The following is a 24116-nucleotide window of genomic DNA, read 5'->3' on the forward strand; positions in this document are numbered from 1 at the left end:
TGAAATTACCTTATCAAACTGGGAAACTCAGGATTATTAGAAGTTTATAAAAACGAAAATAATTTTTAAAATTACTAAAAGAACAGCATGTCTGCTGTTCTTTTTTCTTTGTGTTTATATTATTGAAATTATTCAGGTAGTTCAGGCGGTCTGAATGGACCTAACATTGCATAGTAATTAAGCGGGTCGTATAATAGAGGATTTCCACCACTACTAGTAATGGAGATTATTCAAGAAGATTTGCCTTGTTGGTTTACAAATTGTGGGGCGTTAAAATTTTGTTGACCTGAATTAAAGGTAAGATTCACTTTCGATAAATCAGGTTTGTTTTTGGATCCTTCTTTATTTTTTACATATAAAATTGTTCAGGTCCCACCTCTATATTGAGTACCACCATTCGGAAGTCCAGTGTTTATTGAAAGGCCTGGATTACCGCTTAGTCTAGGTATTGCTCTATTTAAATAAAAAATATCATTAAGGTGACCATCATTTGTTGTTCATTCAACCGAAGGTGCGGACCAAAATACTTTCGAAATATTTTTTGGGAATTTATTGATTCGAGGAAGTACGTGAGTATCGTCATTCTTATCGCCTCAAGTTCTATTTCATCTTCCTCAGTAGTTTGATCCTTCGGTTACTATCGACAAAGCATCATGAGGGTTAGAGGTAGTTGCATACGGCATTATATGCCCAGGGGTAGCATAAGGTGAATTCAAAACAAAAGAATAAGTCGAAGCTGGGCTAGTTATATCTGGGTTTTTGAATTGGAGTGAAATTGGCAAATTGACAACTTTACCGGCTGGGTATCAGAGCGGCTTTGCATTTGCAAACTTTGGCGGCAGTTGGAAAGTACCTAAATTTGTATTAATTCTTCAGTAAAGTGTCACATATTTTATCCCAAAGCCAGCATCGGTTTTGGTTCTAATTGCAACTGGCTCTTCGGGAACTTCAATATCCTGAACTGGCTGACCAGTATCCCACCTTGGGTTATTAAAAATTTGACTATCAGGGATACCAATTCGCTTCTGGCTAACTGAATGACCAAATTGTTTATTAATAACAACTTTCAGCCAATCCTGTTCATCATAAGGAGTCAAGTGGGCAAAATCCCCAAAAGGATTATAATCTTTTCCAGTTTTTTGAATCAAATCAAGTGGATCATAAATTGCATAACTAAAGCCCATTAGCCCTGGGTTCATATAGTCGACATTAGTTGGGGTAACAATTGCCGCACTAGATTGGAGTCTAAATGTTATGGATTGGGATTTAGCGGGGGTAGATTGACTGGCGACACCAGAGGTAGTACCAGGACTACCATTAGTACTATCAGCCTGACTAGGATCAACTTGATAGTTATTTATATCCTTCATTGTGACTTTAATTTGCGCACCAACAATTGACTTTAAAGTTTTTGGTTGCAACTTAAATGTTGCCGTTACACTTTGAGGATCTCATTTTAAGTCGGATAAGGTAACATCATTAGAAAATTCACCTTTACTCTTTGGAGTATATTGACCTACACTACTTAATTCCTTTTTAACAGGATTTTGGTTTGTTACTTGGTTGTTTTGATGAGTTCTATGAGGGATTAATGTAACTTCAAGATTTTTCTTTAGTCAATCCTCAGTTATTACAGTCACCGCCTGCTCGTTAAATCTAACATAGACTTGCTCACCTTCATAATAGTCATATCTTAGTGGGTGAGATCAGGCTGCCTCAAGACTAACAGGAACGTTGAGAGGAGCAAAATAGATGTCGTTGAATTTTGATCCGCTTTTAGAAGCACTTTTAACTGGTAGGCCATCAACATCTTTAAGAAATTCTAAAAGTTGTTTATCATGTTCAAACTTTTCAATTTTATGACTTTCTTTAATTGCTAGATCATAAGGAATAATTTCGGTTACTCCATAAATTGCTCCTGGTTCAAGATTTGAAATATTAAAAGTTAAAGTTTGAGTTTTTGTATCAATTAAAACTGGATTTGAATTTGATTCAATTGATAAATCATTACCAATAGGAGGAAAGACTTTTATGTATGATACTATAAAAGGAACATCAGCAATTGAATTAGCTTGTTTTTCATCTTTTAGTTTTACACTAAGATTTACAGTTGTGGTTGAAATTGGCTTAAGGGTTAGTGCGTTTGAAGTTGCTAAATTTAATATTTTAGCTGTTGTTCGAAACTCTCGTAAATCTTTTTTTGCCCCTAAGGCAATTTCGGGAGCAAATGCAACAGTTAAATCTTGGGCAAGTTGGTTTTGGGTTGAGGTAGAACCTCCAACGCCTCCTGCTCCTCCAGTGCCTCCTCCACTTTTTTGTAATGTTAGAGTTATATTATTATACTCGGTAAATTGATCTAAAGAAGAAACTTTAAAGGTAATTTTATTATCGACAGGAGGGTTAGAAGTTTCTTTACGTCCCTCTTTGGTACTGCTATTAGTTGTACCAGTTCCGGCGGGCTGTGGAGGTTGCGGTGAAGTAAGATTCTTCTCAGTAACAGTAAATTTAGGACTAAAGCCAGCATCTTGGATATCTTTAGTTCAACCTTCAAGTTCGATTGTAGCATCATTATCATTAATTTGTGTTTTAACAATATTTGTTATTAAAGGTTGAGTAATAAAATCAAGGATGACTTGGTTAGTTCCTTGTCCTGCCCCGGTTGAGCCAGAGCTTGAGGAGCTTGAACTTGAACCACCAGCAGTATCAAATTTTCAACCTTGAGTTAAATTAGGATTAACAGCTTTTTGAGACTCATCAACTTTAAGATCGACAGTTTTTGATGTCAAGGCATTAATTTTGTATTTTCTTCCTGGCTCAAGGATATTTAAGAATTTAAAGGTAGCTTGTAGTTTATCTTGTGGATTACCACCGCTTCCAGTAGTAATAGTAGTTGTTGCACCAATTGATTGGGATTTATCACCTTTTTCAAGATACAAGGTAACAAGATCGTCTTTTAAGAAAGCATCATTTTGGTCAAATTCTAGCGTAATTGTTGCTGAATCGGTTGTTACCTCTTTAATTTCAGTTTTAATTAATCTAGTATTTTCAGCTGTTGAGTAAAACTTACGTTGTAATGCACCTTCGTTATTAATTGGGGTGTCGAAAGCGATAGGCTGTCCACCTTTTTTAATTGATTCAATAATATATTGTTTTGCTTTTTTAAGGCCAGAATTAATTTGAAATTGTAATGTTGAAGGAGTTGTTCCGCCTGTTGGAGTTAAACGGGCTGATTTAGTTACTGTTTTGTCATTTTGTCTTCAAGAACTAGGGATATATTTATTTCCAAATTCTTCGTCAATTTTGGCTTTTAGCTCTAAATTTTGATTATTTAGTTCACCATTGTTGTTGTAGAATTCAACATCAATATTTGTTTGACCTTCTGAGACAGCCTCATATTTAATTGCTTTAATTGCGTTTTTAGTTTTTAAGTCAATTCTTGCATTAGCTGGCGGAGTTACTTTTAATTTTTGTGGTAAACGAACAGCATATTGATTCTGAACACCTTGTTTTAGATTAAATATATAATTTCTAATTGTATATTTATCCCCAGGAATAAGACCTCTGGCCTCAAGAACAATTTGTCTTTTATTACCAGGTTTAGGACCAGATGTAGTTACACTTGATTCTTCTATTTGTTTTGATTCGGTATAAAAAACTCTTCCTTCAACTGATTCAAGTTCAAGTTGAATATTATATTTATCTTTTAAAAAGGTTCAATCTCCATTATCAAGCTCAATTTGGAAATAACCACTTGTAAGTTCCGGAGTGTTTTTTGGTTGACGGTTTACTATTATATTTGAACGTGGTGTTGTTGAACTTGTTACACTTCTAATTGTTGTTGTTTCAACTGTTGTATTAACAATGGTTTGTCATTTTTCTGACTCAGATGTTTCTACTCTTTTGTCAAGAGGTTGCAATTTTTCTTTGTCAATATAAAGACTCAATGGTGTCGGGTTTTGCCCTCTAGCTGCAAGACTAATTTCTTCAATTAAGTACCAATTACCTTTTTCAAGCCGTCCTAGTTCAAATTCTAAAAAGGTAATTCCAAAATTTTCTTCACTGTCTTGTTGGGCTTGAATTGCTGGACTTTGTTGTCTTTGAGGCATTCTAACTGTGACTGAATCAATATTTTGGTTTGAAGATGGGTCTCTAGCACTTTTCGTTGTTGGATCTCACCAACCATATTGAGTATTTTTTCTACGAAGTTTCTTGAATTTAATAATAGCCCTATGATTACTAAAGTCTAATTTTTGTGAGTTTTCAACAGCTAAATTTAGTTTAATACTTGTTTCACTTGGAACATAAGTCATTTTTGTAATCAGTGGGGCGGTATTAAAACTAAATGAAGACTGGACACTTGATTGAGAAGAAAAATTAACAGCAACTGGGGCATTAGGATCAGGAACAATAATTTTAATTTGTTGGGCTGCATCTTCAAGACCAATTATTGTATATTGCGCTCCTGCATCTAAATTATCAAGATCAAATTCATAATAATAATGAGCTTGGGTAGGTTGATTGTTTAGTCAACCTTGAGTAGATTGGGCTTGAGTTGTCAATAAATTAGCCTGAACAGAAGCTGTTGTTGTATTAGAAATTCCTTGTTTTGAAGATTTATAAACTAATTTTAGTCTTGTTGATTTTTCTTGAAGTGGTTTGTCTTGACTTGCGAAAAATACTCTAACTTTTGCTTTTTGTCAAGGCTTAGCAGTTTGGCCACGCCGAGCCTTGTCTAATTGATAAGTAATTCCTAGAGCGGTAGCAGATTCAAAAGTTGTTTTAAATTGTTTTTCTTGGCCGGGAGTTGCTTGTTGGCCTGAGTCTTGCTGTGCATTTTCCTGGATTTTTTGGTCGTCAAATTCAATTGTTTGCTGATTTTGGAATTGAGTCTGAGCACCACCAAGGTTTGCCTGAGTTTGATTTTGGGCTTGATCAAAAACTAATGAAGTAATACTATAGTCAGTATTTTTGTCAAGATTTTTTAACTGGAAGACAACTTTTGAAGTTTTTTCAATTTGATCAGCAATAATTGTGCCAGGTTCTTCCATTGTCCTATTAGTATTATATGTAAAAGTTCCTTTTACAGCTTTCCCAATAAATGAACCATTTGGATCTTCAATTACTAGCTCAATTGTTGCACTTGTTTCTGAAATTGCTTTTTTACGGATTGCAATTATTTTTGTATTTGTATAAAAACTACGTTTTGCAATAGTAACCGATTCTTTAATTGCAATTGGTGGAACTTCAAGACCTGACAACAAAGGAGAAGCTTTTAAATCTTCATGTTTAATAAAATCAAGTGATTCAACAACATATTTTCCTGGTTCATTAATATTATTAATGGTTACTTCAACAGTTGGCTCTTGACCACTCGTATTTAGTGTTGAATTAAAACTGTCTTTGTCAATTTCAACACTTTGACCTATACTTTTTGGACTTTTATAGTTGACTTTAATTTTTTGGTGTGTTTCAAGAAAGGCTTTGAATTTTGGATCAAATTTAATTGTTAGTTTTGCATTATTTTGACTAAAATCAGGTTGAATTTCAATTGACTTTACATCAACTTTGGCAGGATAAGTTAAAAATGCCCGTTTTTCTTCAGCTTGAGGTGAGAAATTGAAGAGTCCTGAATTTTGATCACCATTAGTTTCGGTTTTAGTAGTTAAAACGCTGTCTAATTGATTGTTTGTGTCATAAGCAATTTTTGTTATGTAATATTGAGCAAAGGGATCAAGTCCACTAAGCGTAAATTTAAATGTTGTACTGTCTTGAATTGACTCGTCTGCTGACTTTTGACCTTGGCCTGTTCCTGCTCCAGAAGTACTTTGTAGTGTTGCTAATACTTCTTGGATTGTGTCTTTTGCCTCATTACCATCAACAACTTTTTTAAACTGAATTTTTGCTTTTATTGATTGGCCGGCTTGAGTTTGTTTAAATACATCACCTGTATCTTTAAGGTTTAAAATAAAATCATAATTATCAGGGTTTGCATCATTACGGAACTGTAAAATTGAATTAACAATTGGTAAGGTAGCAAATTTTTTGGTTTCCTCAGTTACTTTTGTATCAAAAACAAAATTTAATGGTTTAGCTGAAGTTGTGCTTCGGCGACGTCTTGAGGACTGAGCTGCACCTGCTTGTTTGATTCCTAAAACACGAAATCCGGTACCTTTTTCAAGTTTAGTTAGCTCGGCTTTAAATTTAACATTATTTTGGTCGGCAGCATCAAGAGTCAATGGGGCAGTTTTTTCAACAGTTGAACCTGTTTGGTAATAAACTAGCTCTAATTTGTCTTTATAGTCAACGTGTTTTAAGTACTCATCAGTTTTATCAAAAGTTAAAGCAATTGTTGCACTATCAACTTTTTTGTCATCAATTTGAATTTGACTTATTTTAGCTGATTCAGGCTTGATAATAAAGTTTTCACCAAATTGAATTTGACCATTTCCAGCAACATTTCCTTCAATTTGTGAATTTGTACCTGGATCGCTAACTTTAATTGCAAAATCTGAAAATTGCTGTTGTGTGGTTGGAGTAGTTTTTGTAGTTGGGTCAACATCGAATCGAGTTGCGGTAGAACCAGGAATTTGTTGCTGTGTTTGTTTTGTATCAGCTCAAGTTAGACTTAGGACTTTATAAATAGCATTTTTTTCTAAATTGTCAAGTTCGAAAGTAAATTTAGAGTTTTTAATTTTTGCTTTTTGGGTAACATTATAAACTGTCTGATTTTGAAGGTCTGTTCCGTCTGGCTCAAACATTTTTTGTAGTTTTATTTCAACATCACGGCCTTCAAATCCCCCATTTGTGATTGCTCTTCCAGCAAGTGGGTCTCTAATTGTAAAGTTAGCAAGATATTTTGTCTCAGAAATTTTATCAATTGAATAAGCAATTACTTCTGGTTTAGTCGCAAAATAAAGTTTTGATAAAACTTCAGGAGTTGTGGTAGCAGCTTGATTTTGGGCTCCTTGGGCTGGCTGAGGATCACTAAATTTGAAAGTTTTTAGTCTTTTTGGTCCACCTTCAACTTCAGGAGTAATATCTTCCACTTTTGTAAGAACATATAAATTTCCAGGACTAACTGAATCAAGACTAAGGTCAATTGTCGGCTTTGTGCCTTGACCTTGATTATTGTTTTCAAATTCTTTTTGAGTAGTTACTTGTTGGCCGCTTTGGGCATCTTGGAAAGTAAATTGAAGTTTTCTTTTTGTATTAGCACTACTTTGGTATAAAAATTGCTCATTTTGGGCAAAACTAACTCTAATATCAGCACTTGTATTATCAGATTTATAACTAATATCAGTAATTGTTGCTGATTCGGCATCAAGTACAAATTCTTTAGTTACTTGTTGATCTGGTTGGGTACCTGGTTGGGTGCCTGGTTGGGTAGTAGCAGCAGTACTATCAAAACCATCAACGACTTCTCCACCTTGGATTTGATTAGTTTGAGGCTGAGCCGGCAAGCTATCAAGAACTTTTAGCTCTTCAATTTCATATTGGCCAGCTTTTTCTAGACCGCTAATGTCAAAAACTGCATTTCCGTTAATTATTTCAGCACTATAAACAGTTGGAATTGAAGGTTGAGGAACTTGGTTGCCTCTTGATTTAATTTTAATTTGTAAAAATTTATTATTTCAATTAGCACCATTGTCATTTAATTTAACATTAATTTGAACAGAAGTCTCAGAAGTTGAAATTGGCTTAATTTGGGCTAAACTTGGTCTTGGTGAGAAAAATTGCTTTTCAAAACCAGCCTGAGTATTTGGTGAGTTATCAAATTCAAATTTAAATTCTTGTTTTTTTAGATCAAGTTCATTTCGTACTTGGGTTGAGTCTTCTTTTAGCTTAATATTTTCAATTTCGTATTTATCTCCAGGAGATAAATTGCTTAATTGGAAAGTAATTGTTTTGGCTGATTGATCGACAGTTGCTTCAACGTCTTGAAAAGTACTTGTGTTTTGTGATAAATTTCTGTAGGTTAATTGAAGTTTTTGTCGTCCTAAATAGTCATCAACATTATCAAGAGTAAGTTTAACATTTAAAGAAGTTGTCTTGATTGACTCAGTTTCAATTTTGACAATTTTTGCAGTTTTAGCTGTTGTAACAAATGATTTTTTGTCCTCAAGAGTTGTATCGGTTTCAAGTAGATCAATTTCTTCTTCTTGAACTCCGCTTTGGGAATCAACATTAATTAAAACTGGATCTAAACTACGCTTAGAACGTCTTGAAGAGAAAGTTGCAACACTAGGATTAGTAGCAGGAGCGGTTTCTTTTTCAAACTTAACTGATTTAATTTTGTATTTTGTTGCCTTTTCTAAATTTAAAAAGGTAAAATCATAAATTCCATTAAGACTTGTTCCACTTAGGATTAAATTGTTTTGGGTTTGACCTTGAGCTTGACCTTGAGCTTGAACCCCACCAGCTGTATCAATTTTTTCTAACTCAACAATTAATTTTTTACCGGCAGTATATCTTCCATCATCTTTGAGTTCAAGTCGAAGACGTGCTTGGGTTTCAACTTCAGTATCAAATTCAATTTTTTTAATTACAGCTGCAGTAGCAATTATTTGGTCTTTGTAAAAATCAAGGTCATCTAAATAAATATCAACTTTTGGTGTAGTTTGTTGACTAGCATCATCTTGGACTTGTTCAAAGCCAAGAATTACATATTGTTGACCGTTTTCAAGACCTGTTAGTTCAAAAGATGTTTTTTGACTACCAACTTCAGTTTTTGCCTCAACAATTTGCTCTTGTTCTTGGCCACCATATTTTTTAAAGCGAACTTTGAGTTTGTTTTTGTTAAGAAAATCATCAAGCTTTTCGGTGGTAGTTGCCTGAGCATTTTGGTGATTTGGGACAAAATCTTTTCCAAATTCAATTTCAAATGTAGCTGTGTTTTTAGTTCGGTCTGTTAGCTGAATTTTTGTAACATTAGCAGTTTTTGGAATAGTTTGGAATTCTGATTTTTCTGGTGAATCAAGCAACTTATCTTTAAAAGGAATTAGAGCCGGGCTAGTATTAGTATCGGCAAATTGAGCAAGGGAACGACGGACTCTCGCGCCTGTCTGAACAGGAGCAGTAGCCTGAGAATTTGTTGCACCTTCAATTTCAAGCGAGTTTTTATCTATTTCATAAAGACCTTGTTTGTATAGGTCGGTAATATCAAATAAAATACGTGCACTATTTACTTTAGCACTAATTTTTCCTTCTTTAAAGTTAGCATTTGTAGCTTGTGTAACGTCGCCATTTTTTGCTTTTAGACGGTATTTTAGTGTTGCTGTCTTACCATTATAGACACCTTTTGCATCAGCTAAAATGAAAGTAGCAATTACACGTTGCTCGTAAGAATTATCATAACCTACTTCAATAATTGCACTCTGAGTGAAAAATGAAGACTGGCTTGAGTCAAATTTGTGATCAGCATCACCAAATAAAATATTTCTTTCAGTAAGTACTCTGTTTGTATCTTGATTTAGTTCAACTTCTTTTGTAAGAACAATAGAATTAATATTGTATTTTGAACCAATTTCAAGATCTTTTAGCTCAAAAGTTAAAGAATTACCGGTATTTGGGTTAGTATTTGGAGTCTGCTCTGCAAAAGCTGACAAAAGTTTTGATGAGCCTGCAAGAGAATAGTAAATTTTTACCTTGTCATTTCCAATTGCCTTAACTGTCTCAGGGCTAAAAGTTACTTTTAGTTTGGCACTTGTTTGTTTTTCTTCGACATTTTCAATTTTAGTTAACACCAAAGGAGCATGAACACCAAATATTTTCTGAGCCGGAGTTATTGTTTTTGAAACTGCTAGAATATCTGAATCACCTTTTGATGATCGATAGTCATCAATTTCAATTTTGTCAATTAAATAATTTTGTCCTTTTGATAGTGAATTTATCTCTAAATTGGCAATTATTGAATTATTTTCAATAATTGCATCAATAGTCTTGGAAGTCCCACCAGGTATTAGTTCTTTATAAGTTATTTTTGCTTCTTTTAGTGACTCTAGGATATTTTTAAAGGCAATATTAAGTTCAACTGCAGTGTCAGATTTTGTTGTATAAGTAATTGAACTAACAGCCGGACGGGTAGTTCAGGTTAGTTTATTTGTACTAATATTAGGCCCAAAATTTAAAAATAATTTATTGACAAATTCATTAGTTGAGTCAGCAATTCCGACTGAGTCAATTAAATAATTAGTTCCGGGCTCAAGATTAATTAAATCCCAACTAAGAACCAATTTATTACCATTAATACTAAAAGCTTGTGCCTGAGATTTAATTAAATTACTTGATCCAGCCACTTTAAAGTATAGGGTTGCAATTTTATCTTTAATAAAATCATCAACTGAATCAAGAATCATGCTAATGCGACTTTGATCTTCGCTAATTCGGTCAACAACCACTGATTCAACCATTGCACTTGTTGCATTAGTAAAGAATTTTTTCTGTTTTTGGTCAAAATTTTGAGCAAAGAAAATTTGACTAGTCTGGGGCTGACCATTTTCATCAAAATTTGTGGCATTTTCAACAATTTCAAGTGATGAAATTGTAAAGTGTTTTTCTTTTGGTAAATTTTTTGCTAAGGAAAATAGTTTGTTTCCAACTACTTGGGCTGAACTTGACAGCATTTTAGTTGGCTGGTCATCAGCGAAGAAATTAATTTTTACTTCTTTACCATTTAACATTAATGACTGGTCATTGAATTTAATATCAAAACTTGAGGTATTATTTGCATCAACAAAAGTTCTAATTCGGGCAATTTCAGGTGCAGAAATAAATGAAAGATTATTATTTGTTGAAATTGCTAGTGAGCCAGAGTTATTCCAAATTCGTGAAATTCAGAATTTGGTTCCACCAGGAATTTGTTTTAAATCTAAATTAGCAAAAACTTTATTGTTTTGGACTACTAAGCTAACATCATTTGCAACGCCAAATTGGAAATTGTCTAGTTCGTCTTTGTAATAATATTCTAAATTAATTTTTTCATTTGGATTAATTTTAATATTTTTGTTTTCAAAAGCTAGCGAAATCTCAAGCAAAGCTGAATTTAGACCATAGGCTTTTTGGCTAAGATTTAAAATTTTACCAGCAATTGGGCTTGGGGCAAAATAACGATTAGCCAAAGGCGAAATTGCCAAATCAAAAAGCTGATCAGGATCGTCAAAGTAATATTTTGTGCCAACAATTTCGTATTTTTGATTGCGATCTAAATTTCTGAGCACAAAACTAGCTTGTTTTTGGTCATTTTTGGCAACAAGTTGACCTTTTGCCTCAAGAATTTTATTTGAACCAATTTCTTTGTAGTACAAAATTAAATTAGCTAAATCAAGTAAATTTTGTGAGTCAAATAAATCAAGATCTAAAATTGTATCATTTTCAATATCATAATGACTAAATTTTTCAACTTGATTTTTTGTTGAAAAAAACTGCGAAGTTTTTGAAAAACTAAAATAATAACGCGGATTATTTGGGGCTACAAGTTGTAATTCATAAATTGAACCACCAAGCAAATTATCGGCATAAGTATGGAAAGTGTCAGTTTTTGGGTCATACTCGACTTTAGTTTTAACACTATAACGTGATTTTTGACTAATATAAACAAGTTCAAGATCAGCTTTTTTTGCTCAGTCAGTATCTTGTTTTGTTTTACCTTGGAGTTTAAAACTAAAATCACCTGAATTAGGACTTACATTGTCAGCAACAAAATTTTGGACATAGATTGTTTTTGGAGTAATTACTTTGGCAAGATAAGGCGAGAGCGAAACAATAGCACCAGTTAAAAAACCGCTGCTTGCAAGTAATTTTTTACTAAGATGATTGTTAATTGTTTTATTGTTTTGGTATTCTTGATTTGCTTTTTTCATAATTATCTCCTTTAATTGGTTGAAATAAACTTTTTACTTATTTAAAAATAATGATTAATAAGTAAGTCTAAGTCAGGCTTTATCATGTGATACCCATGGGACAAAATAAGGATTTTCAGCATCGACTTGGAGTCCATCATAGCCTTTTACTGGAAAGAGGTACTTGTGGCCTGGTCCAGTTCCACCATTAGGTCTAAAGACTTTATATTGTTGATTTTCAACATAATGATTAGCACCAACATCATTCCTTAAAGCGGGATTTTGGGTAAAGTTTGGCGGTAAATAAGGGAAAACTAGTAGACCCATGAAATTTAAATTTGTCCCGGGTTTTGGAAGTTCTTGTTCGGATCAATTAGGTGGAGCTAAATTTATTCAAAGAGTTTGGTCATTAACGTTAATATCATCTTGTAATTTGATAGGAACCCCATTTTTATTTCCAAACAAATAGATTTTACCTGCCTGATCAACAAAAGCTGCATAAGAAACAGTTGGCAAGATTTCCTGGAGCTTTACACCTCATTTAATTTTATTTTCCGGATTGTTAAATTGAATTTTTAGTCATTTTGCTGCTGAATCATATTCAGCGGATTTTATACCAAAAGGATGACGAGTTTGTTTTGCTCAAAGCTCGTTAAGCCAAGTAGCCATATCTTTACTCGTATAATTAGTTCCATAAATTTGACCAGCTATATTGGGATCGGCTACACTTGGGTTCTGATTAGTCCCAGTAACAAGACCTTTAACAGGTCCAGTTGGGCCGATAAAAAAGGTTCTAGAATGGTCTACTCTGTTGTTACCAGCTCTGTCATGAAAATCATTATACATTTTTTGAAAAATTGATCTTCCAAAGGCATCAATAATTTGACCTGTTTGACCCCTACTTTTATCATATTGTCTAACTTCTGATCCATGCCAAACATTTCCACTTGGATTTGCCCAAAAGTTACCTCAATATGGATCTTCTTTTTGAATTATTGGCGAAGTCATAAATGTAAGATTTACATTGGGCGAAAAAACAGGTACTAATGGTTCGTAATCATTGTGTTGATTTTCTGATTTTCATGTTGAATTTGGGTTTAATAATTTTGGATAAATACTAATAATTTTTTTAGCAAAGGCTTGAGGATTTGTCCAATGATAAGTGATTATTAAACCAATTGTTGTTTTTGTATCTGAAACATCAACTTTTGCTAGTCTAATGGCATAAAATTTCTCATGAGTCGTGTTGACTTTTGGTTGTTGCCTTGGTTCTAAAGTTTTAGGGATCTGTTGAGTTAGCTCAATATATTCTTTATTTGGATTAGTTAAGAGACTAGCGAATGGATTGGAAAGATCATAGTCATAACCTTTTAGATCAAAATCAAGATTATAAATAGTACCTCCATCCCGCCTAAAACTATTATATTTGATTACGTTGCTTATTCCATTATCATTCGATCCATCAACTTTATATAATTGTTGTCGAGTTGGCGTTGTTGAATCACGAATTAAGGTTGTTTGAAGATTGAAAAAAATATTACTTGATAAATTAACTCAACTACCTAAATCATCTACGCCTCTAATTTGAGCTCTGCTAAATTGATCCTTTAATGGTGCTAAAAGTTTTTTTGGATCTTCAAATTCCATTTCAATATAAGCACCAATTTGGTTTAGTGGCTTAATTTCAGATTTTTTTAGCAAAATTCTGTTTGTATATTTGGCAAAATCATCAAGTTCGATTGTTTGAATTCTTGACACACTACTATTTTGAGCAGAAAAAGTGCCATCAGAACCAGTATAAGCTTGAGTGTTTGTATTATTGTTTGCTGTTTGATTGGTATTAATATTAGTTATAAGTTTAGAAAATTCTGATGCTTCACGGGTTTCATTGTCTTTGAAATATTTATACTGAATAGCAACACGCATCTTGTAATATATTAGCCAAGATGCATCACCTTTAAGAGTAAAGGCAAAATAACGATAAGAGTTTGGGTTTGTTAAGTGTGGACTGGATTTAAATACGTCTGATCTATATTTTGTTAAAACTTGAATTCTATTGAGTTGTGCTCTGTGATGTCTTAATCTTTCTAAACGTTGGGCAATAGCTTGTTTTATTTCAGCACCTTGTCTTTGAAGCTCGGCTTCATAATTTCCCTTATTACCACTAGTTGCAAGTTCTTTGATCAAATTAATCCGAATTTGATCTTGTTGGTCAAAGTTTTTTATTTTGTTTTCTATTGTTTGAATTTGTTTGTCAACTTCAGCTTGCTGAATTAAAAGTCGCTGTAACTCAGGACCTTCTTCATATTCAGTTGGTGGCCCAGCTAGTTCACGTGGATTATATAATTCAATAAAGGAATCTGTAAAATTTGGTTCATATTTTGCCACTTGTATTCAACTTGAAGCATCCTGAGGATTATTCCCTTTATCTTTATCCTCGCTCCCCTCAAGAATTAATTTTCAATCCTTCATTGATGCCTCATCAATTGCTCGATAAGGATCATCAAAGGCAAAGTAAATGGTTTGTTCAAAAGTGTCTTCTTTTCCTGAATGATTGTAGAAATTAGTAATTCCGGCCTTTACTAATGGAGGTTGAGCTAACTGAGTTGTAAACTCAAGATTATTTTTGTTAGGAGTAGTAGTTTGGGTATCATCAAGATTTAAAGTAATTTGACTTGAAACATCAGCATCAACTGTTTTAATTTGACTAATTTTATAAGTTGTTGAAGGATAAAGATTTTGGTCATTAGCATCGGTTACTTCTTTATTACTTAGATTTGCAACAAGCACTTTTTTGCTGCTATTGTATGTAACATTAAATTCGTATTCTTTTTCGGCTGCATTGTCGCCTGATGTTAATGGCTTACCTGCAGGGTCAAGTGCTTTAAATTTAACTTTAATTCTTTTATTATTTAGTGATCACATTTGAACTGGATCTAAATTTAGAGTTAAATTTTCAGGAGCATATTCAGGCTTAGGACTAGTACCTGTGGCACCATAATTTCTAGGTGCTTGAGTTAAAATAATTCTTTCAGGTGAAAGCTCGGTAAAAGGAGTTTTGAATATTTTTTCACCTGTACTAGCATCTTGTTGAGCTGAACCAGGTTGCTCCAATTTAAGTCTGTAATTTTGCTCACCAAAAGGAATTTCAAGATCTTGACCTTGAAGTTTTAAAATTTTGTACTCAACATTTGGGATTAAATTGTCTAATTCATATTCAATTTCAAATATTGATTCATCTTGAAATCTTGTAACTTGTGATTGGGTAATTAAAGTAATTGGAATTTTATTTGCTGTTTGTTTGTTTGGATCAGGTTGAATAGATAAAACGATTGGATTTTTAACAACACGCTCAAAGTTAGCAGGATCACCTTTTAATTTAATTTTTAATTTTGCACTTGTGTCTTTAAGTTCAGACACAACCAAAGACTCAATAACAGTTGGGATAATAACTTCTGATTCCAATATAGGGGCATAATCTAAATTATATTGTCTTTCAGGAACGGCAACTACAATATCCTCAGGTCTTCTACCTTTAAGATCAGTATCGCTTGAAACACTTTTGAGTTTAAATTCAAAACCAATTTTGGTTCCTGGTTGGATTCTATTTTGGGTGTTTCTATCTAAATCAATTTCAACTTTATAAGGTGTTGCTGTTTTTGTCGTATCTTTTTGTACTTGTAGACTAGGAATTGTAACTATATCAGTATTATCATTTTTGTTTTTAATTTTAACTTCAAATGTTGCACCTTCTAAAAATGAATTATCATTATCAAAGTAAAGACTTACATTTCCAAAAACTTTTGACCCATCTTCTTTTGTAGGATTAAGTCCCGCTGAAGCTTGAGCAAAGGCTGGAGTTCCAGTAGTTCCAGTTTTTAAGCCAGTAACCTCTAAGTCAGCGAGGAAAATTTGTTGAACTGTTGGTGTAAATTTTAAATTTGTTGAACTAGCTAAATGATCAATTTTAACTCCACCAATTTGAAAGTTTTTAATGTCATAAGTGTGGAATCTATCAAGGTTGTTTAATTTAAAAGTAACCCTTCCAGTTGCTGGGTCATATTGAGATTCGGAAATAAAACTAATTTCTGATTGATCTGCCAGAGTTCCAGAGGCAACGCCTGGTGGCGTAGTTGCTGTATTAGCATCTGAACGAATAATAGTAATTGTTGCAAAACTTCTTGGAATTTGTAAAAAGTGTTTATTAAAATTAAATACTAATGTCGCTGATCTTCCGTCAGCATCTGTATTATCGTCTTGAGAGAAATTAGTTGCTTCTTGATATGCAAATTGAGCCTTAGTTTCAAAAAATGGAATTTTTTGATTATCAGGAGCCTTTTTGACCTCAACTGAGTCAAATTTGGCAACTTCCATTTGACCTGTACCTAAAGTTGTTGGATTAGCTTGATTTCTGGCATCAACAGTTTTAATTCTTAAATTACGATTTGAAGTTGATAGTCTACCTGCCCCTGGAGGTGGTGAGGTAGCTTCTTTAATTGTAAATTTAGTAATTTCATAAGTTTTATTTGGGGACAAACTAGCTTGACTTGTAGCTTGTGAACTAATATTATCAATTGTTACTCGTGAAATTGGTCCATCAGGAATAAAACTAAATTTAGTTACTGGTGGAGTAGCAGCTCTAGCCCCGCCAGCTGTTTGGTCAAGTTTTTCGGTAATTTCCAGTTCAACTTTGTGTTTGTTTCTTCAAAGATATTCGTCTTTTTCGTCAAATTGGAAAATAACATTAGCTGCCTTATCTTGATAAGCTCCAACTTGGGAAAAATTAGTAAGTCAAGCTTTTTTTCCTGGAGTTGTAAACTGAGTTTTGTCAACTCTTTGGGTTTTATACTCAGAGAGTTCAATTTTTTGATCTTTATAAGCAAAAAATTCAATATTATAAAGTGAGGCTTTATTTAAGTTAGTTTCAAAGGTAGCAACATAAAAATGTGAGCTGCCTGTTTGTCTTCCTGAATCATTTAATTTTTTAATTGAACTAGCTTTTCTTATTTGTTCATATTTTTTAAGAGACTCATTGTATAGTTGTACTCTAAAATTATTTTTATCACTATCTTGATCTGATAGATCTTCTGAAGAAATAAAGTATGCATAAATTGTTGCATCAATTCCTGAAAACTTATCTTTTTCTTCAACATAAATTAACTGATCATACAAGGCAATTGGACTTGTTTGAATAATTGATGTTTCATTAATTGCTTGGTTGCCTTGTGAAGTATCTCTATCAAAAGTCGCTAAAGAATTATAATTTGAGTTAAAATCAACAAGGTTTGGACTTGAAGTTGCAACACTTCGTTTTGCCCGACCAGAGGTTGAGTTTGGCTTTTGAACTAGTTCAACTTTTGTGATTTTATAATTATAAGTTTCAAATAACTTGTTTTGATCAATTCTCTTGTCTTCAGTAGAAATGCTTCGTTCAATATCACGAGGTTTAGTTGAAAGTGTATTAGTTTGAGCATCAACTGTTAGTCTTGTTGAAGCTTCAGGTATAATAAGTCTTTTTTGATTTGCGTCAGTATAATTACCACTAAGCTCAACGCTAACAGTTGAGTCAGAATTAATTATTCCATTAACACTTGCGACTGTTGTGTTTGAGCTTGTCTTATCAATCCGTTGGTATGAAACTCTAACGGTATAATTTTCTAAATATTGGGCAACTTGATCATCGAGGGTAATTTTAACATTAGCTGTTTTTTTGCTTGAATTATAAGCTGATTCAATTTTTTTAACACTAAAGCTTGTCGGGGTTGTTCGAAATAGTTTGTCTTCGTATTTAACTGACTCATCATCAAAGGCAATTACTTGTTCAGCATTGTTATTATCTGCATAATTAACTGAAACAATTTGGTAATAATTTAGTGTTTTTAAATTATTTGCTCTAAAAGTATATTGTGAAGTACTTTGACCTGCTGCAGGACGACCAATTAGGTTTGCCTTGTGTTCTTTACCATCGGTAATGTCAATATAATGTAATTTAATTGTTGGTGACTGAGCATCTAATAATAAAGTTGAATTTAATGTAATTCTTAATTCAGCATTAGTTCCTGAAAGATTAACTTTTTCAACTGCACTAATAAATGAAGCTGTATCAAAAGTAGTCTTAACTGCAGGAGCTGGGACAGAGGCAGGCACTGTTGGATCTTGAAGCGGACTTGTTGAGATATTTACATCTAAAAAGTTAGTATTAGCTAGAGTTGCCGCTTGAGAATCAGCAGGGGAACCTGCAGGAGCCGGAGCAGCCGGGGAAGCTACAGCACCCGCAGGACCTGAAGCTTGAGAACTATCTTGGAACTGGCTAGCACCAGAAGAAGAACTATCAAAAACGCTAAGACTACGACGAGAACGAGCCAAAGGAACAAGATTTGAAGACTGACTTGCTGAGTGTGTTTTGGTTGAATCAGTTGAAGTTATTGTGTTTAGCGGGAAATATTTAACTACTTTTTGGTTTGAATCAACATCTGGAATAAACTCAAGTTTAGATATTTCAAAACGACTTCCAACGGGAACTTTGTTTGCTAAATTATCCTTATTAATTCGAAAGACAGCAAGACCATCTTGGTCAACAGTTGTCTCAACACTAAGATCAGGATCGTCGGCACCTGCGGCTTGGAATTTTTTAAATGTTAGTCTAACTTTATTGTTAACTAAAAATCAGTTTTTATTAATATCAAAAACCATTCTTAGAACCGCACCATGACGTTTAAATTCAGTTTGGGCAATATAATTAGGAGTAACGTCCCGTGCTGTTGTTGCAAATTCTTTTTGACTTTCAGTAAGAGTATTTAAAAATCCAAGGCGAACGCCGTTGACAAAAATATCAACAATTGAATAAACTGTATACTTTTCTAGATCTTCTAATAAAAATTTAACAGTAGCTACGTTTGACGCTTCGTCAAAACTAATTTGGGCACCTGCCTGAGAAATTGCCCCGGTACGATTTGACTTTACAACTAATTTAATGTCTTGGGCTGCATTATTGGTTTTAGATCCGCTACCAACATAATCTTTGAAAAATTGTTTTGGATCTTTAATTTTAAGCTCAATACCAGCTTGAGTATCGGTTAAATTGGTCTGCTCAAGGGTTAGAGTAGGCTGTGTTGCTGTTAGTTTTTGTTCCAATAAAGTCTTGTCAATTTTAATTTCAGAAATTAAAGACTTTGTTGAAAAGAGTTTTTTGTGTTTGTCTTCAACTTCAGTTTTGTCAAATACTACATTAATATTGTTTGCAACCGGACTTGCCTCAGGAGCTGAACGCCGACTACGACGCAGTGAACGAGTATTACGAACTTGTACCTTTTTTGATAATTTTAAATCCTTAACTTCATAAGTACTTGCTTCATCAAGACCATCAATTGTAAAAATTGCCTGATTATTTGAAACAATAACTTTGCTTGTTTTTTTAAGCTCAGTGTCTTTAGTTTTTAGAACATATTCAAGTTCAGCTTCAAATTGTTCATTTAAAATATCATCATTAACTGAGTCAAAAAAGACTGTAAGTTCAACGCTTGTTTCTGATACATCAACATAAGAAATATTTTTAACACTAACAGTGGTTAGTTGAGTTACAAATGTCTTAGGATCGCTTTGTATATTTGCCGCAAAAGGAATTGAATAAATACCATTTGGCCGAACAACAGAAATTGAACTAACTTCATATTTTGTTAGTTTTTCTAAATTATTATTAAATTCAAATTCAACTGAAGCAGAAGTCTCAGCTTTTTGGCCAGCAACTGAATTTTTAGCTTGAATTTTTGCTGAAGCAAGTACTATTTTTCCAGTTTGTTTGTTAATAAGTGTTAATGTTGCAAGTTGGTCATTTTTTAGTTTTAGTATTTCATTATTTGAGTTAGAAAATTCAACTTTAATTTTTGCTGACTGTTGTTTGTCAATTCTAGCAGTTGAATCAGCCGGGTTGAATTCAATATTTGAAACAACAACGTCAGTTGCAAATTTTAGAGTTTTTTGGTTTGACTCAGCAGTAATTTCAGCTGCCCTTGAAGTTGTAGCATCACCTTGGGCTAGAAAATCATTAACTATTTTAAATTTAGGACCGCTTTGAGTGTTTTCGGCATTTGTTTTTACATCAGATTTGTTGGCTAAAGTTAATGTGGCAATTTTAAAGTCTCTACCTTCAGCAAGACCTTCAAAAACAATTTCAGCTCTTAGCCGTCCGTCGTCAAGTCTTTTAATTTCAACTGTTTTTTTAATAGTTGAATTTTGTGCAGTGGCATCAACATTAACCAGTTGGGCAACCGGATCACCATCTTGCTGAATTTCAACGTCAATACTTTTACCAGCTAAATAAGAGTCTCTAATTGGGTCAAAATAAATTTCGGCCTTAACTGAGTTTTGTTTGATATCTGAATAGACAAGATTTTTAACTTCAATGCTGTCAACATTTACAACAAAAGTCTTAGAACTATCTTCTTTAAAATTACTTTTATCTTTAAAAATTAAATAATCTGGACGAGAATAGTCATTTACTGAAACTAGTTCATATTTTACTGCTCGATCAAGATTTGAAAAAGTAAATTCTGCTTCGACTTGACCAGTTTTTTCTTCTGCTTGAGCACTTGAGGCAACAATTGCGTTAGTTTGGGTGTTTTTTAATAAAAGGGTTAGCTGTTTTGAGCCGTTAGAAACTTTTTGTAACAGTAATTTTTGGGCGTCAGCAAAAGTTAACTTTACTTTAACAGTTTCATTTGCATTTGAAACAACACTAAAAGTCTCTAGCTCAGGAGATGAGTAGAATTTTTCAGACGCAATACTTGTTTTTTCAAGATTTGGGCTGTAATTATCAACACTTTTTTGGAATAAAAAGCCAACTGAAGTTTGAATATCTTTATTTTTTGTCTCGTTAGTAATACTTAAAATTGAATATTCTGAACCAGCCTCAACTGAATTTTCAAAATTTAATTTTAGTACTAAATTTTGGTCTACAGTCCCACTTGCTTCAACAGTTTTATTGTCTTTTGAATTTTGAAGAACAACTTTGATACTGTCGCCGTTCAAAAAAGTATCGCTAACTGGGTCAAATGATAACTCAACTGCCATTTGATTGTGGCTCTGGGCAGTTTGGACTACTTTGATAATTTTTGCCGTACTTGCTACGGTAGCAAAATTACGCTGTGCGGCTGATTCTTCTTTTAATTGCTCAGCAAATTCAATTTTTTGGCCGTCAAGCAAAATCTCACTAACTGTATAGTGGCTTAATTTGTCAAGATTTTGAACATTAAATTCAACCTTGTTAAGTCCGTCTTTATATTCAATTTGATCAGCTGAAGCTGAGGCAACCGTTCCGGTTGCATTATTTTTGAGGAAAATAACGGCTTTTTTTAGTGAAGAATTTGCTCTTTTATTATAGTCTGGATCTTTTGTGGTAAAGCTAACAGTCAATTTTGCACTGTCTTGGGTAGGCTCAGCTGAAATTGAAGCAATATCACTAAGAGTATAAAAATGAGGTAAGTCATCTGTTTCTTTTTGGTTTAGATCAATAAATTTATACTCTAAATTATCAAAAGCCTCATCTTGATTTGGCGCTGGATCTAATTTGAAAAAAGTATATTTTTTCCCAGGACTAAGTTTGTCTAGTTTAACTGAAAGGATGTTGTTTGTAAGAACTGAATAACCAAGATTTGAATTTGTATCTAAAGGTAAAGATTTAACTTCTTGGCCGTCTTCAGATTTAAAAATTGCATTAAATTGTTTACCATTTAAATAACGGTTGAAATTTGGATCAATATAAATTGAAGCCTCAGCACTTTTTAGGCCAATTGACTCAAAGTTGGCACCGATTATTTTAACTTTTTGGAAGGTAGTTATAAATCTTGCATTTAAGTCAAGAATACCTTCTGAGCTAAAAAAGTCAGTTTTCCCGAGTATTTCAACATCAGCAACTTGGTACTCAGTTTTAGGATCAAGATCTTTAAGATCAAAATACATAACAAGTTTGTCATCTTGTAGCTCGTGCCGAGTCGGGCTAAGAGCAGCAGAACCTGCCTGGCTAACAGGAACTTGCTTTGCCAAATCTGCAAGATTTAAATTAATTGTTTCTGTTAGATTAGTAAAGCCGGGCTGACCAAAGACGATTTTGGCATTTAAGTCTAGATTTGCTTCTTGGATATTTTTAAAGTCTCCAGCAATTGTTACCTTGGCGACTGCACTTGTCTGGTCAACGTTTTCAAAGCTGATGTCTGAAACATAATATTTGACAAAAAACTCGTCCAGCGGTAAGTTTTGCTGTGTTTTTTTGTTCGGATCAAAATTGATTGCAACAGCAACCTCTGGATAGTCAGAAATGACAATTTTCTCAAGTTTATAAGTTGTTGAGCTCTCAAAGTTTTCAAGTTCAAATTTAATCTCAGAGCCCTGAGGAATACTTGCTTTTGATTTATAGACTTTTTGAGGCTCGTCTTTTTTGTGATAGTATAAATAAAGCTCTTTGTCGTTTAAAAAAGATGAATCAAGACCAAAGCCAAAAGTATATTCAACTTTTGAGGCAAGAATTTTTGGCTCTAATTTAATAAAAGTCTTTAAATCTGAAATTGAAGTAATAAAATTACGACTTGCTGAGCCAGTCTCGAGGCTGTTGTCTCAAGCTAAATTTAAGTAGTCATACCCATCTCTGTTTTTGTTAAAAACAGAATTTGGATTTAGCCCATCAAAAACAACCTTGCTAAGACCGTATTTTGTTTTATTTGTAAGACCCTTTGGCTCAAAACTAATTTGGTAAGAATTTGGCTGATCTGTTTTTCTAAAAACACCACTAACTGGCAGAATTGAACTGTCATCTAAATATAGATGAGCCTTAGTTCCTTCTAAATTATCAACTGAGACAACAGATAAGTCAACTTTGGCGAATGTCGCACCGGTTGCAATTTTTGACTCAACAATTGCCGCTGGGCTATGAAAGTTTTTAATGAAAGTTTGGCCAAATTCAACCTTTGAAGACTCGAGTTCAAAACTCTCGATTTGGTAAGATGACCCAGGAGCTAAATTGTTTAGGTCAAAGCTTGCTAAATTAGCGGCAAAAAATGAACTTACACTGAATTTTTGGCCTGTTTGAATATTTGTATAGTTTAGCTTGATTGGCTTGTTTTCCAAATTAGGACTTGAGTTTAGAGTTGAAAAATTAACTGTAAGTCTTTTTGAGTCAAAACTTAAGTTTTGGTCAATTAAAGACTCAGCACGATAATTATATTTGCCTGTTGTTGCTTCAAAAAGTTTTTCTTTTTGGGCATCTTGTTCGTAGTTAATCTGTGGAGCTAGGGCAATTTTTTGCATTGGCACAAGCGGGATGTCACTAGCTGAAACAGAACTGTCAACATAACGAATTGCACTAATTTTATAATCCATTCCCGGGTGAAGATTTTCGAGGCTAAACTCAGCCACTCCGTTTTTAACGGTTGCTGAATCAACATAAGAAGTGTGAATTTCCTGGGAATTACTGAGTGGATCAACATTGGCTGATTGATTTTTTAGGACATAATAATACTCTAGGGCAACTTTTTTACCCTCAAGATTAGCAGCCTCATCGGCAAATTTTAGTGAAACTGAGGCACTAGAAGGAGTTTTGGTTTGAAAGTTAATTGTTGAAACTGCAGGCGGAGTATCGACAAAATTGGTAACATTTTGACCAAAGGCAATTACTTTTTTGGCAGAAAATCTTTTTTGCTTTTTATCATCAAGATAAACTTTTAGATAGTATCTTTTTCCAAAACTAAGACCGTTATAATTTGAAGATAGCCGTCAAGTTCGACTAAATTCATCATAAATGGCTTTGTGTGAAACAATTACGTCTTTTCCTTGCTCATCAGCTGTAAAGTCAACATTTAAATCTTGATAATTTAGTTTATATGAATCTAAATCACTTAGGGCAAATTCAAGTTCATAACCAATATTATCACGATTAATATGTTTAAAATCAACAATATTATATTGAAGTGTATTTCAAGACTTTAAAAGGAAAGGAAGAAAACTGAGCGAACCAATACTAAGACCACCAAAGGCAAGTAGTGAAAGTATGATTGCACGTTTTTTAGTTACTTTCATTAATTTTTTCTCTTTTTTTGTTAGATTTTCAGCCATAATTACTCCTCTTTTTATATAATACAGATTTTGTTTTAATTTTACCATTTTTTTGTCTATTAATGACAAGAAACAAAGCTTGAAATTATTTCAACTTTGTTTCTTTAAATAAAAAATAGATAGGTAAAATAAATTTTAGACTTTACTAGATATTTCAATAGTATGTCTTAATTATAC

At 33.3% G+C, this 24116-nt stretch carries 2 protein-coding genes; both read right to left on the reverse strand.

The window, feature by feature from the left end; translation table 4 throughout:
* Positions 1-128: 128 nt before the first annotated feature.
* Entirely contained in the window at positions 129-11858 is an 11730-nt protein-coding gene (locus V3249_RS02555; RefSeq protein ID WP_341517455.1) for a hypothetical protein, read from the reverse strand.
* Between the two features lie 54 nt (positions 11859-11912).
* Complete coding sequence (locus V3249_RS02560) at positions 11913-23939, reverse strand: hypothetical protein (protein ID WP_341517456.1); 12027 nt, start codon at positions 23937-23939, stop codon at positions 11913-11915.
* Positions 23940-24116 lie beyond the last annotated feature (177 nt).

The organism is Mesomycoplasma ovipneumoniae (assembly GCF_038095995.1).
Taxonomy (GTDB): Bacteria; Bacillota_I; Bacilli_A; order Mycoplasmatales; family Metamycoplasmataceae; genus Mesomycoplasma; species Mesomycoplasma ovipneumoniae_F.